The following is a 12,716-nucleotide window of genomic DNA, read 5'->3' on the forward strand; positions in this document are numbered from 1 at the left end:
CTGCGCGTGCGGATAGGTTCTTCGGATGCGGATAGCTTATTAACCTATCCGCATGCTCCTAACCTATCCGTATCGTCGTAACCTATCCGTGTGCTTTGCGTCCAGTCGCGCTCAGGCTCCGTACCTGAACCTGCGACACGTGCACCTTTGGTTGTCTGAGTTAAGGACGTGGCATAGCCGCCCGATAGGAGCATCTTGTTTGTGGTCTTGGAGATTTGCCTGACGGGGGTCGTACATGGACTCGTTCGTCTACGCGCAATGATCGTCTGGATAGGTTGTGCGCATGGGGATAGGTTATTCGGATGCGGATAGCTTATTAACCTATCCGCATGCTCCTAACCTATCCGTATCGTCGTAGCCTATCCGCGTGCTCTGCGTCCAGTCGCGCTTCTAGCATCGTCTGTGAGGCCGCGTGACAGGTGGTTCGTGAAGCCAGTGTCTTCAATCCTGCTGCTGGTTCGGCATGTACGAGGCCACGAGCGCTCACGAAAAGCAACCGGGGCCTCGTTCGTGTGGAAGTCAGCCGCGCAGGGAGGCGACGTAGGAGTCGATGTGCTGGGAGGAATCCTCGGGGGTGAAGCCCGCGGCCTTGATCTTCGTCAGGTCCAGCACGGAAGACAGGGGGCGCGGAGCTACCTCACGGCCAGCGAAGTACTCTTGCGTCGTCACCTCGGTGACGTCTTCCGGATCGCGCCCGCACAGCTCGAAGACGCGCTTGGCCACCTGTGCCCAACTCATGATCGGGCCCTCGCCCGACAGGTTGTAGGTGCCGAACTCGGCTCCGCTGGTCAGCAGGTGAATGATGCCCTTGGCCAGGTCGGAGGTGAAGGTCAGGCGACCCACCTGGTCGGAGACGACCGAGGGGGAGGCACCCTGATCCGCCAGGGACGCCATGGTCTTCAGGAAGTTCTTGCCGTCGCCCACGACCCAGGAGGTGCGCACGATGTAGTGCTTGGGCGTCGAGGCCACAGCGGCATCGCCGCCGGCCTTCGACTGACCGTAGGCGCCCAGGGGAGAGGGGGCCTCGTCCTCAACGTGCATGTCCTGCGTGCCATCGAAGACGTATTCCGTCGAGATGTGGACCATCGTCGCGTCGTGAGCCGTGGCCTCGCGGGCCAGGATCGCCGGGCCCGTCGAGTTCGCCTGCCAGGTCGCGCGGCGGCCCTCGGGCGTCTCAGCGCCGTCGACGTTCGTCCACGCGGCCGCGTTGATCACCACGTCGATGTCGTCCCACGGCAGGGCTGCCACCTGCTCGGCGTCGGAAATCGACACCTCGGGCAGGTCCACGCCCGTCACAGTGAAGCCGGCCTCGGGCAGCGCGCGCATGAGCTCGCGGCCCAGCTGGCCGTTCGCGCCCGTCACGAGCGCACGGCGCCCCGCGGTGGCCGGAGCGGGGAAGGGGGTCACGTCCGCCATGCGCGGGTGAGCCTTGTCCTTGTCGGACAGGATGGCGCGCTCGAGCGGGATCGGCCAATCCACGGCGGCCGTCTCGTCGGCCAGGTTCAGGAAGGTGTAGCGCGCGTCCGGTGACCAGTGGTCGTTGACCAGGTACGTGTAGGCCGTGTTCGGCTCCAGGGTCTGGTAGGAGTTACCCACGCCCTTGGGGACGAACACCGCCACGCCCGGGTCGATGATCGTCGTGTAGACGGTGCCGAAAGAGGGGCCTTCGCGCAGGTCCACCCACGCGCCGAACACGCGGCCGGTCGCGACCGACACGAACTTGTCCCACGGCTCCGCGTGAATGCCTCGCGTCACCCCGACCTCGTCGTTGAAGGAGATGTTGTTCTGCACGGGCTGGAAATCGGGCAGGCCGAGCGCGACCATCTTCTCGCGCTGCCAGTTCTCCTTGAACCAGCCTCGGTTATCGCCGTGAACAGTCAGATCAATGCGCAAGAAGCCGGGGATCGGCGTGGTCGTAATCCCCAGGGGCTTAGCGGTGGGCGCCATGGTTCTTCCTTACGTGCGTGGTACTTGTGCGGACGCAACATTCCATGTAAATACTATCCGATCTGCACCCCCGCGGCGGTGTGCGCCGCCCCATGGGCGCGCGGAGGTGCAAAGTTGTGGAAAAATACTGTTGTATAGGGATAATTGTCAACGACGCGCGACCCACACGAGGACGCGCCGGGAAGCGGAGGCAACATGAAAGGCATCATCCTGGCGGGCGGCTCGGGCACCCGCCTCAACCCGATCACGCTGGGGACATCGAAGCAGCTCGTCCCCGTCTATGACAAGCCGATGATCTACTATCCGCTGTCGACTCTGATGCTGGCGGGCATTTCCGATGTCCTCGTCATTACCACCCCGCACGATGCGCCTTCCTTCCATCGCCTGCTCGGCGACGGAAGCCAGCTCGGCGTCAACATCTCCTACGCCGTCCAGCATGAACCCAACGGCCTCGCGCAGGCCTTCGTGCTCGGTGCCGACCATGTGGGCGACGACAGTGCCGCCCTGGTCCTGGGTGACAACATCTTCTACGGCCCCGGCATGGGTGCCCAGCTGCGCCGCCACGTCGACCCCGACGGCGGTGCCGTCTTCGCCTACCACGTGTCCAACCCGCGTGAGTACGGCGTCGTGGAATTCGACGAAGACTTCAACGCGCTATCCATCGAGGAAAAGCCCGAGCACCCCAAGTCGAACTACGCGGTGCCCGGCCTGTACTTCTACGACAACGACGTGGTCGAGATCGCCCGCAATCTCAAGCCGAGTGCGCGCGGCGAGTACGAGATCACCGACGTGAACCGTTCCTACCTCGAGGCAGGCAAGCTCAAGGTCGAGGTTCTTCCGCGCGGCACCGCGTGGCTCGATACCGGTACCTTCGACTCCCTCGCGGATGCCACGGCCTTCGTGCGCACGGTCGAGGCCCGCCAAGGCATGAAGATCGGCGCCCCCGAAGAGGTCGCGTGGCGCATGGGCTTTATCGACGACGAGGGGCTGCGCAAGCGCGCCGAGCCCCTGGTCAAGTCCGGTTACGGTGCCTACCTTCTCGAGCTGCTTGAGCGAGAGGGCCGCTGAGTGACGCACCCCACTGCTCAGTCGCGCCTCCTTATCATCATCCCCGCGTGGAACGAGGAGGAGGTACTCGGTGATGTCCTTGAGATGGTGAAGGCCGAAAAGCCATCTCATGCCGACATTCTCGTGGTCTCCGACGGATCGATGGACGCGACCGCCGACATAGCGCGCGCCGCGGGCGTCGCCGTCCTCGACCTGCCGCTCAACCTGGGGGTCGGCGGTGCGATGCGTGCCGGCTTCCAGTACGCGCGGCGCATGGGCTACGAGTATGCGTGCCAGCTCGACGCGGACGGCCAGCACGATCCGCGCGAGATTAACACGCTCATCGAGACGGCTTCGAGCGAGCACGCGGACGTCGTCATCGGTTCGCGCTTCGCGGGCAAGGGCGACTATCAGGCGCGAGGCCCGCGCAAGTGGGCGATGAACCTCTTTTCGGTCATCCTCTCGCGCGTGTGCAAGACTCGCCTGAGCGATACGACGAGCGGCTTCAAGCTCTACGGTCCCCGGGCGCTGTCGCTTTTTGCGCACAACTACCCGGCCGAGTATCTGGGCGACACGATTGGCGCGCTCGTGATCGCTGCGCGATCGCGTCTAGTCGTGCGCGAGGTGGGCGTGCAGATGCACCCGCGTGCGGGCGGGGAGCCCTCCCACAATCCGATCAAATCTGCGCTCTTCCTGGTGCGCGCGACGATGGCCCTCGCGGTCTCTCTGTCGCGTCCCGGCGAAAAGGCTGCCCAGGCGTCGGAGGAGGACGCATGAGCCCTACGTACGTGCTCGGACTGGTGTTCGCGATCATCATCCTGTTGCTGGTGTTCGTGAAGATGCGTAACTCGGGCCTGAAGGAGCGCTACGGTCTGTGGTGGTATTGCATCGCCTTCTTTACGGCGTTGCTGTCGATTTTCCCGCAGATCCTGAAGTGGACGGCGTTTCAGCTGGGTGTTGTCGTCCCGCTGAACCTGGGCTTCTTCCTGGCCGGCGTCGTCCTGCTGATGCTCTCGCTGCGATTCTCGGTGGACCTGTCGCGTTCCGATGAGGATCGTCGACGTCTGACCGAGGAAGCCGCGATCCTGCGCCTCCAGGTGGAGGATCTGCGCCGTCGAGTCGATACCCTCGAAGCGCCGCGCGAGGGGGAGGGCCAGTCCCACTGACGTGCGGGCGCTTGCGCCTGCAGCGCAACGAACGAGGCCGGGGCTCGTCGGGTGTGAACCTGACGGGCCCCGCTTCGTTGCGTAGGAGCGCCCTCGGGCGGGTGGGCCGTGGGCGGTGCGAAACCGTTAGCGCAGGAGTGTGCCGTCCGGGCCAAGGCTTAGCCGCTCGGTGGGTGCTGCGGGGTCAACCTCGCCCTCGGCGAGCTTGCGCTTGAGCGCGGATGCGGGGCGCGATACGGGGACGGTGTCCTCGCTGGAGTTGCTGTCGTCGTCTTCATCGGTGTTACTCGGCATCGGAGCCTCGACGGGGGAGGCGGAGGGGGACTCGACGGGAGTCAGGGAGATGCGGGCCCCCATCGCGGATGCGTGCGAGGGCAGCAAAGGTTCGCCGTCGAGGTCCTTGGCTAGGTCGTCGAGCATTGAGCGGGCCTCGTCGATGATGGAGGAGTCTTCGGCGTGGATGCCGTGGACGAGCCAGCGGACCAGGGCGATCTCGCTGAGGAGCTGGGCGCGCGTGAAAACATGTAGGTCGGTTGCGCGGCGTTCATGTCCGTAGGTCTCGCGGAATCGTTCGAGGAAGGCGTCGGAGGCGCTGGCCTGGATCCATGCGATGTCGAGGGCTGGGTCGCCCACCTGCGCGCTCGTCCAGCCGCCGATGGCCAGCAGAGAGCCCCGTTTGACGGACAGGCAGCGTTCCTGGATGTCGCCGTGAATCGGAGCGGAGGGGAAGCGCCACAGGGACACGTCTTCGAGGGCGGCCTCCCACCGGCTCCACAGGGCGGCGGGGATGGTGGCCTCGCGGGCCGCCTCGTCGAGGAGGGCGAGGTTGCGGTCGCGGCATTCGATGGCCGTGTAGGTGGGCAGGCCGATCGATGAGAACACGGTCTCGGGAAGATTGTGAAGTGCTGCGAGGGCGCGTCCGAGGGATGCGGGCAGGAGGGGGTCGGTGTCAAGGTCCTCGTCCGTGGGGGCGCAGCCTCCCGGATCCCGGTGAACGTAGACGTTTTCTCCGTGCTCAAGCCTGGCCTGGCCGGCGAGGCGCGGCACGTCGAAGGGGATGTAGTCGTGGTCGTAGGCCTGCCCGAGGCGGTTGAGGATTCCGGAGGTTGCCTCAAGGGCGGGGCCCGAGACCTCTTCGTGGTGGCAGGTGACGATCCAGCGGTTGCCCGTGGCGTCTTCGATGCCGGTGACGGTGGAGAGCTCGTCGCTGTAGGACGGCGGTCGCAGGGCTGTGACGCGCATGCCGGGGACGGCTGCGGTGGCCAGGGCTGCCAGTTCGAGGGGGCTCTTCGCGGAGGTCATTGCCTTAACGTATCGCGCACGAGGCCGGGGCGCGCCTCCCCGCGCGGAGGCGGGTGAGATTGGGCGTGTGTGGGTTTGCTCCTTTCTGACAAACTCTGTTACTTTCGACACAATGGTTCGGTCTGTAGCGAGGAGGCACAGCCATGGAAGCCATGACGCGTTCCCTCGCGTCGCGTGTCCGCGAGGGCTTAGCTGCGGGCGGCATTGACGCGGCCCGAGACCCCAGGGCGGTGCGCGCCCTGATAGATCGCGCCATCGATCGCTATGCCCCGGATCTGTTGCCTTCGGCCCGAGAGCAGGTTGAAGCGACACTCATGGACGACATCTGTGGCCTCGGCCCGCTCCAAGCCCTCATGGACGATCCGTCGGTAGAAGAAATCTGGATCAACGCTGCCTCGCGCGTGTTCGTGGCCAGATCGGGCGTCGCCGAGCTGACCAGCCTTATCCTCACGGACGAAGACGTGAGGGCTCTGGTGGAGAGAATGCTGCATCATTCGGGCCGCCGACTCGATCTTTCGAGCCCGTTCGTGGACGCGATGCTCGCGGGTGGGGAACGCCTCCATGTCGTCATCCCGCCGGTGACGGGCTCATCGTGGAGCGTCAACATCCGCAAACACATCCAGCGGGCGCGCACCCTGGAGGATCTACTCGCGGTGGAGATGATCGCTGCGCCGATGTGTGACTTCCTGGCGGCTTCCGTCTACTGCGGACTCTCCGTGCTCGTCTCGGGCGGTACTCAGGCGGGAAAGACCACGCTGCTGCGCGCCCTCGCCGGGGAGCTGCCGCGTTCGCGCCGAGTGATCTCCTGCGAGGAGGTCTTCGAGCTGGGGCTGGCGAACTGGGATCACGTCGCGATGCAGACACGTCCGGCGGGAGCGGAGGGGACGGGGGAGATTACCCTGCGTGACCTCGTGCGTGAATCGCTCCGCATGCGTCCGGAGTATCTGATCGTTGGAGAGGTACGAGGGCCCGAAGCCCTCGACCTCCTCGTCGCCCTCAATGCAGGCGTGCCGGGCATGGCGACCGTGCACGCCAACTCGGCGCGGGAGGCCCTCGATAAACTCTCGATCCTCCCGCTGCTCGCTGGCGAAAACGTGACGACGGCGTTCGTCACGCCCACCCTCGCGTCGTCGATCGACCTCGTGTGTCACGTTGAACGAGGCACGGATGGGCGCCGCTACGTCGCCGAGATTCTCGCTGTGCCTGGGCGCGTCGAAGGACAGAGAATCGAGATGGCGACGCTCTTCACCTACGACGGGATCCGCTGCAAGCGAGGCAGCGGTGGACTTGACTTGCACGACCGATTCGCGGCCGCAGGCTATGATCTGGCCTCCCTCTTGGAATGGGGGACGCTGTGATAGCGGTTGTCTGCGGGCTCGTGTTCGGAATAGGTCTCGTCTTGGCCCTTTCTCCGTGGTTCATGGCCGCGCCGGAGTGGAGGCCTTGGGGGCCCTGGAAGCGCGTGTGTGACGATGTTGCTCGTGCCCGCGTACCCGGTCTGACCGCGGCGCGCCTCGTGATGCTGAGCGCCGCCATCGGGGTGGTCGTGGCAGCGGTGGTTCTTGCAGTGACCGACGCCTGGCCGGTCGCGCTCATTGTGTCACTGGGTGTGGCTTTCCTTCCTCACGCGTGGGTCGTCTCGCGTGTGCGTGCACATGCCAAAACTGTGCGCGCCGCGTGGCCAGAGGTCATCGACGCGATGGTCTCCGGCGTGCGAGCGGGCACCTCGCTGCCCCAGGTCCTGTGTGATCTCGCCGAGGAAGGCCCCGTCCCCGTGCGCTTCGCCTTCGAGGCGTTTTCGCGCGACTACAGCGCTAACGGACGTTTCGCTCCCGCATTGGATCGGATGAAGGAAGAGGTCGCAGACCCCGTCGCCGACCGCATCATCGAGGCTCTGCGCATCGCGCGCTCCGTGGGTGGCGCTGACCTCACACGACTCCTCCAGGACCTGGCCTCCCTCCTGCGCGAGGACTCGCGCGTGCGCGGCGAGCTAGAGGCCCGTCAGTCCTGGACGGTGGGGGCGGCTCGCCTGGGAATCGCTGCGCCCTGGGTCGTGCTCCTCCTCCTGTCGGGTGGTGGCGCGAGTGCCAGTGTGTGGAACTCCCCGGGCGGCATCGCAGTCCTGTGCGCTGGAGCCGGTATCTGCGTCATCGCATACCTGGCAATGAAAGCGGCGAGTCGGCTCAGCTCGGATCCGCGCAACCTGGGAGGTGGAATGTGAGTCCCTGGATGTTCTGGGTTCTCGATGTGCTGGTCGGAACCCTGGCCGCGGGAGGCGTCGCTTTCTTGCTCGCTGCGTGGTTCGCGAGCCGACCCTCCTTCGTAGCGCGCGTCGCCCAAGGGCGCGTCAGCCAGGAGGCGCCCTCGCCCCTGACCGTGTGGGCTCGACGCGCCAGCGCGGCTGCCCTCGAATCCCTGGGTTCAACCACAGAATCGGTCGCGCGGCGCCTCGCTCTGGCGGGAATGGCGCCGGAGGTCTCCGTCTTTCGGCTGCACCAGGCGCTCGCGGGGATAGCTGGACTTGTGGTCGCGTGTACGATCGTCGCCGCGCGCCCCTCCTCGTCGCTGCGGGCCTCGATCATCCCCCTGTGTGCCTGCGCGCTTATTGGATCGCTGCTGGGAGTAGCCGGGATGGACCGCTTCCTTACCCTTCGGGCACACGCCAGGCAGCGCGCCATCGACGCTGCCGTTCCTGACTGCGCGGAGCTGCTCGCGCTCGCTGTCGCGGCGGGGGAGTCTATCCCCGCCGCTATCGAGCGGGTCGCCGCTTGTGCGGGAGGTTCCCTTGGAATCGAACTCGCGCTGACCGCCGGGCACATCCGCAACGGCACGCCCTCCGTGCGCGCTCTGGCGGACCTCGACGAGCGCACCGAATCGCCTGCGCTGACGCGACTGAGCCGTACGCTCACCACCGCGATCGAGCGTGGTTCGCCCCTGGCCTCGGTCCTGCACGACCAGGCCCGCGACCAGCGGGAGCGCTCGCTCGCTGCCCTCATGGAGGAGGGCGGGCGCCGCGAGATCGCCATGCTCCTGCCCGTCGTCTTCCTCATCCTGCCTGTCACCGTCATGTTTGCCCTCTATCCGGGCCTTATCGCCCTGGATTTCACCCCATGAAGGAAGGAAACCGTCATGAAGAAACTGTTCGCGTGGAAGGATCCCCTCGGGGATCGCGGCGACGTGCCAGGGTGGGTGCTCATCACGCTGATGACGGCCGCTCTCGTTGTTCTCATCTGGGGCGTTGCCTCGGAACGGCTCGTGGAGATCTTTAATCGTGCGATGGACTCAATTTCGGGCATCTGACGCGCATCCCGAGCGCGGTTCGGAGGTCGTGTCAACGGTCCTCGTTCAGGGCCTCGTAGTCCTCGTGATCCTTCTGCTCGCCCAGTTGGCCTTCGCCTCGCACGTGCGCACGATGAGCGTGAGTGCGGCGTCGGAAGGTGCGCGTCGGGGCGGTCTGTTGGGCGGGGACGAAGTCGAGGCGGCCGCGCGCACGAGCGAACTTCTCGACTCGCTCGTGGGTGCTGCGAGGGACCGCCAGATTGACGTGGTGCGCGAGCGCGATGGGGGAGTAGATATCCTCATCGTCACGGTGCGCACGCGCCTGCCTCTCGTCGGCGGCTTTGGCCCGCGCTGGCTCACTGTCCACGGTCGCGCCCTCGTGGAGGGGCCGTGAACGAGCGTGGGGACGCCAGCGTCGAATTCCTGGGCATCCTGGTTGTCCTGGTCATCCCGGTCCTCTACATCGTGCTCGCGGTCGGCCAGGTCAGCGCTGGCGCGATGGCGGTGGATGCGGGTGCTCGCGAAGCAGCGCGCATCCTGGCAGACGATCCGGAGCGCGAAGCCGACGCGTCCCACGCCGTGGCTCTGATCATTGAGGACTTTGGGATCGACGCCCAGGCTGATGTGGAATCGACGTGCGTGGGGTGTGAGGCGGATGGGGGAGTCGTTGACGTACAGGTCTCCGTGCGTGTCCCACTTCCCTTCCTGCCCGCGTGGATGGGGAGCTCCGGTATCGGTGTCTCCTCGAGCGCGCGAGTGCCCGTGCGGGAGGTGGTGGCCCATGGATGAGGAGGGGCGCGTTGGCATTCTCATGTGCGCGGGCTGTGCGTTCGTGTGTTTGTTCCTCTTCGTGTCCATCGCACTCACCGAGGTCGCGCTGCAGGACCGCAGGCTCGTGTCCTGCGCCGATGCCCTCGCCAGTTCCGGGGTCGGTTCTGCTTCGTCTGACGACTTCTTCGAGGCGGGGGATCCGATGGGGGTGGACGAGGCCTCGGCTCTCTCTCGGGTTGAGGAGGCTCGCTCGGCCCTGTCGGACTCCACGTGCAGGGTGGGGGAAGGTGTGGTCGTGACCGAGGTGAGCGTGCGCGGCGTCGAGGTGGAGGTTGCGGTGCGGGCGCGGCCGATCGTCTCGCTTGTGCCGCCATTCTTGCGTGCAAGTGCGGTCCCCGAGCTCGAGAGGACGTCGAGTGCGCGCCTGCGCGATGCTCAGCCGAGAGGCTAAAAGTGGCGTTTGTGACGGTCACATTGTGGGACGAAACCGGAGGTCAGGGTAAACGAAACGTAAACTCTAGGCCATGAGCAGCTTTGATACTTCGCGACTTTCCCCCGTGCTGGCATCCGTTTTTGAATCTGTCCGGCGCCGCGACCCCGCCCAGGCCGAGTTTCATCAGGCCGTCTACGAGGTCCTCCTGACGATCGCCCCGCTGGCGCAGCGTCATCCCGAATACGCCGACCTGTCGATCATCGACCGAATCGTCGAGCCCGAGCGACAGATCCAGTTCCGCGTCCCGTGGGCCGACGACAAGGGTAACGTCCATGTGAACCGCGGCTTCCGCGTCGAGTACAACTCCGCTCTGGGCCCCTACAAGGGCGGCCTGCGCTTCCACCCCTCCGTGAACCTGTCGATCATCAAGTTCCTCGGCTTCGAGCAGATCTTCAAGAACGCCCTCACCGGCCTGCCCATGGGTGGCGGAAAGGGCGGCGCGGACTTCGACCCCAAGGGTAAGTCCGACGCCGAGGTCATGCGTTTTTGCCAGTCCTTCATGACTGAGCTCTCCCGCCACATCGGCCCCGACACGGATGTGCCCGCAGGCGACATCGGTGTGGGTGGGCGCGAGATCGGCTACATGTTCGGCCAGTACAAGCGCCTCAAGAACCGCTTCGACGCGGGCGTGCTGACCGGCAAGGGCCTGAGCTGGGGCGGTTCCTACGTGCGCACCGAGGCCACCGGCTACGGCCTCGTCTACTTCGCCGCCGAGATGCTCGCCGCGAAGGGAACCAGCTTCGACGGCAAGCGCGTCGTCGTTTCCGGCTCGGGCAACGTCGCGATCTACGCGACCGAAAAGGCCCAGCAGCTGGGCGCGACCGTCGTCGCCGTGTCCGACTCCTCCGGCTACGTCCTGGACGAGGCCGGCATCGACGTCGCGCTGCTCAAGGACATTAAGGAGGTGCGTCGCGGACGCGTCTCTGACTACGCGGCTGAGCGCCCCGGTGTCGTCTTCGTGTCCGACGGATCCATCTGGGATGTCCCCTGTGACGTCGCCCTGCCCTGTGCGACCCAGAACGAGCTTCCCCTCGAGGCTGCACAAACCCTCATCAAGAACGGCGTCCAGCTGGTCGCCGAGGGTGCCAACATGCCCACCACTCCCGAGGCGATCGAGGCACTGCAGGCCGCGGGCGTTGCCTACGCGCCCGGCAAGGCCTCCAACGCGGGCGGCGTGGCCACCTCCGGCCTCGAGATGCAGCAGAACTCCGGGCGTACCCAGTGGCCGTTCGAGGAGACCGACGCGAAGCTCCACCAGATCATGGTCGACATTCACGCCACCACCGTCGCCACCGCCGAGGAATACGGCGTCGCGGGCGACTATGTTGCCGGCGCAAACCTTGCGGGCTTCCGTAAGGTGGCCGACGCGATGATCGCGATGGGTCTGATCTGATCCACCCTTGTCGGTGCCCCGGCGTCTCCTTCGGCGCTGGGGCACCGTCGTATCTGTGGTCGATCGGGGAGTAAGCCCCGCCACCGTAGCCCCCTAGCGTTCCTGGTTGGGCGCGCGATCCGCTACCCTGGATGGGTGGCCATTGAATTTTCTGAAGAGATCCCGTCCCTGCGCACCACGATGGAGAACATCATCGCGGTCGTGCAGCCGGACAAACTGCGCGAGCAGATCGCCGAGCTGAACGAGAAGGCGGCCGCGCCCGACCTGTGGGACGATCCGAGCGCTGCCCAGGCCGTCACGAGCGCGCTGAGCCACCGCCAGAGCGAGCTGGATCGCATCACGCAGATGAGCGAGCGCATCGACGACCTGGAGGCCATGGTGGACATGGCTGCTGAGGATCCGGACGAGAGCGCCGACATTCTCGCCGAGGCGGAGGGTGACCTGGACAAGCTCCGCAAGGACCTTGGTGACCTAGAGATCCGCACGCTGCTGGACGGCGAATACGACGAGCGCAACGCCGTCATCACCATCCGAAGCGGCGCGGGCGGCGTGGATGCCGCTGACTTCGCCGAGATCCTCCTGCGCATGTATCTGCGCTGGGCGGAGCGTCACGGCTACCCGACGAAGGTCATGGACACCTCCTACGCGGAAGAAGCCGGCCTGAAGTCGGCGACCTTCGAGGTCCAGGCCCCCTACGCGTACGGCACGCTGAGTGTCGAGGCCGGCACGCACCGTCTCGTGCGCATCAGCCCCTTTGACAACCAGGGTCGCCGCCAGACATCCTTCGCTGCCGTCGAGGTCATCCCCCTCATCGAGACGACGGACCACATCGAGATCCCCGAGTCCGAGCTCAAGGTCGACGTCTTCCGTTCCTCTGGCCCCGGTGGACAGTCCGTCAACACGACCGACTCGGCCGTGCGTATGACCCACATCCCCACGGGCATCGTCGTGTCGATGCAGGATGAGAAGTCCCAGATCCAGAACCGTGCGGCCGCTCTGCGAGTCCTGCAGTCCCGCCTCCTCGTGCTGCGCCACGAGGAGGAGCAGGCGAAGAAGAAGGAGCTCGCCGGCGACGTCAAGGCCTCGTGGGGCGACCAGATGCGCTCCTACGTCCTCCAGCCGTATCAGATGGTCAAGGATCTGCGCACCGAGTTCGAGTCCGGCAACCCGCAGTCCGTCTTCGATGGCGACATCGACGGCTTTATCAACGCCGGTATCCGCTGGCGCAAGAACGAGCAGAAGGCCGCTCAGGACTGAGCCTCGCCTGCGCGCATCATCCGGCCCCGGCCTCGTCGATTCATGAACGAGGCCGGGGCCG

14 protein-coding genes are annotated in these 12,716 nt (G+C 65.8%); 12 read left to right on the forward strand and 2 right to left on the reverse strand.

Annotated elements, in window-relative coordinates; all coding sequences use genetic code 11:
* Positions 1–519 precede the first annotated feature (519 nt).
* Entirely contained in the window at positions 520–1,947 is a 1,428-nt protein-coding gene (locus RDV55_RS08075) for a sugar nucleotide-binding protein (RefSeq protein ID WP_111823725.1), read from the reverse strand.
* Positions 1,948–2,142: 195 nt separating this feature from the next.
* Here RDV55_RS08075 and rfbA point away from each other — a divergent pair, with 195 nt between their 5' ends.
* The 3 genes from rfbA to RDV55_RS08090 are packed head-to-tail and all read left to right on the forward strand — an operon-like array spanning position 2,143 to position 4,160.
* Complete coding sequence (gene rfbA, locus RDV55_RS08080; RefSeq protein WP_111823726.1) at positions 2,143–3,015, forward strand: glucose-1-phosphate thymidylyltransferase RfbA; 873 nt, start codon at positions 2,143–2,145, stop codon at positions 3,013–3,015.
* Entirely contained in the window at positions 3,016–3,771 is a 756-nt protein-coding gene (locus RDV55_RS08085) for a glycosyltransferase family 2 protein (RefSeq protein WP_111823727.1), read from the forward strand. It begins immediately after the preceding gene.
* Entirely contained in the window at positions 3,768–4,160 is a 393-nt protein-coding gene (locus RDV55_RS08090) for a DUF2304 domain-containing protein (RefSeq protein ID WP_111823728.1), read from the forward strand. The genes RDV55_RS08085 and RDV55_RS08090 overlap by 4 nt, the downstream gene beginning before the upstream one ends.
* Before the next feature lie 126 nt (positions 4,161–4,286).
* On the opposite strand, the gene RDV55_RS08095 is transcribed toward RDV55_RS08090, so the two are convergent.
* Positions 4,287–5,462 (reverse strand): phosphotransferase, encoded by a 1,176-nt coding sequence (locus tag RDV55_RS08095; protein ID WP_111823729.1) that lies wholly within the window; start codon positions 5,460–5,462, stop codon positions 4,287–4,289.
* 143 nt (positions 5,463–5,605) lie between these two features.
* Here RDV55_RS08095 and RDV55_RS08100 point away from each other — a divergent pair, with 143 nt between their 5' ends.
* From RDV55_RS08100 to prfB, 9 genes are all read left to right on the forward strand, one after another.
* On the forward strand, positions 5,606–6,820 hold the full coding sequence (locus RDV55_RS08100) for a TadA family conjugal transfer-associated ATPase (RefSeq protein WP_111823730.1): 1,215 nt from the start codon (positions 5,606–5,608) through the stop codon (positions 6,818–6,820).
* Positions 6,805–7,683 carry a type II secretion system F family protein gene (locus RDV55_RS08105; protein WP_174703813.1) on the forward strand — a complete coding sequence of 293 codons (879 nt, stop codon included), beginning with the start codon at positions 6,805–6,807 and terminating at the stop codon, positions 7,681–7,683. Before RDV55_RS08100 ends, RDV55_RS08105 begins: the two co-directional genes overlap by 16 nt.
* A complete protein-coding gene (locus tag RDV55_RS08110) occupies positions 7,680–8,576 on the forward strand; it encodes a type II secretion system F family protein (RefSeq protein WP_111823732.1) in 897 nt (298 codons plus the stop codon). Before RDV55_RS08105 ends, RDV55_RS08110 begins: the two co-directional genes overlap by 4 nt.
* Positions 8,577–8,591: 15 nt before the next feature.
* Complete coding sequence (locus tag RDV55_RS08115; protein ID WP_165835851.1) at positions 8,592–8,762, forward strand: hypothetical protein; 171 nt, start codon at positions 8,592–8,594, stop codon at positions 8,760–8,762.
* Positions 8,734–9,135 (forward strand): ABC transporter, encoded by a 402-nt coding sequence (locus RDV55_RS08120; protein ID WP_111823733.1) that lies wholly within the window; start codon positions 8,734–8,736, stop codon positions 9,133–9,135. The genes RDV55_RS08115 and RDV55_RS08120 overlap by 29 nt, the downstream gene beginning before the upstream one ends.
* Entirely contained in the window at positions 9,132–9,530 is a 399-nt protein-coding gene (locus RDV55_RS08125) for a 1-hydroxy-2-methyl-2-(E)-butenyl 4-diphosphate synthase (protein ID WP_111823734.1), read from the forward strand. Before RDV55_RS08120 ends, RDV55_RS08125 begins: the two co-directional genes overlap by 4 nt.
* Complete coding sequence (locus RDV55_RS08130) at positions 9,523–9,963, forward strand: hypothetical protein (RefSeq protein ID WP_111823735.1); 441 nt, start codon at positions 9,523–9,525, stop codon at positions 9,961–9,963. The genes RDV55_RS08125 and RDV55_RS08130 overlap by 8 nt, the downstream gene beginning before the upstream one ends.
* Positions 9,964–10,036: 73 nt before the next feature.
* Positions 10,037–11,398 carry an NADP-specific glutamate dehydrogenase gene (gene gdhA, locus RDV55_RS08135; RefSeq protein WP_111823736.1) on the forward strand — a complete coding sequence of 454 codons (1,362 nt, stop codon included), beginning with the start codon at positions 10,037–10,039 and terminating at the stop codon, positions 11,396–11,398.
* Between the two features lie 135 nt (positions 11,399–11,533).
* Positions 11,534–12,655 (forward strand): peptide chain release factor 2, encoded by a 1,122-nt coding sequence (gene prfB / locus RDV55_RS08140; protein ID WP_111823737.1) that lies wholly within the window; start codon positions 11,534–11,536, stop codon positions 12,653–12,655.
* The last annotated feature ends 61 nt before the right edge of the window (positions 12,656–12,716 follow it).

The organism is Schaalia odontolytica (assembly GCF_031191545.1).
GTDB classification, from domain to species: Bacteria; Actinomycetota; Actinomycetes; order Actinomycetales; family Actinomycetaceae; genus Pauljensenia; species Pauljensenia odontolytica.

Excerpts from the sequence above, each read along its gene's own strand:
- RDV55_RS08075 (WP_111823725.1), bottom strand. The coding sequence starts at position 1,947 with ATGGCGCCCACCGCTAAGCCCCTGGGGATTACGACCACGCCGATCCCC.
- rfbA (WP_111823726.1), top strand. The coding sequence starts at position 2,143 with ATGAAAGGCATCATCCTGGCGGGCGGCTCGGGCACCCGCCTCAACCCG.
- RDV55_RS08090 (WP_111823728.1), top strand. The coding sequence starts at position 3,768 with ATGAGCCCTACGTACGTGCTCGGACTGGTGTTCGCGATCATCATCCTG.
- RDV55_RS08095 (WP_111823729.1), bottom strand. The coding sequence starts at position 5,462 with ATGACCTCCGCGAAGAGCCCCCTCGAACTGGCAGCCCTGGCCACCGCA.
- RDV55_RS08100 (WP_111823730.1), top strand. The coding sequence starts at position 5,606 with ATGGAAGCCATGACGCGTTCCCTCGCGTCGCGTGTCCGCGAGGGCTTA.
- RDV55_RS08105 (WP_174703813.1), top strand. The coding sequence starts at position 6,805 with ATGGGGGACGCTGTGATAGCGGTTGTCTGCGGGCTCGTGTTCGGAATA.
- RDV55_RS08115 (WP_165835851.1), top strand. The coding sequence starts at position 8,592 with ATGAAGAAACTGTTCGCGTGGAAGGATCCCCTCGGGGATCGCGGCGAC.
- RDV55_RS08130 (WP_111823735.1), top strand. The coding sequence starts at position 9,523 with ATGGATGAGGAGGGGCGCGTTGGCATTCTCATGTGCGCGGGCTGTGCG.
- gdhA (WP_111823736.1), top strand. The coding sequence starts at position 10,037 with ATGAGCAGCTTTGATACTTCGCGACTTTCCCCCGTGCTGGCATCCGTT.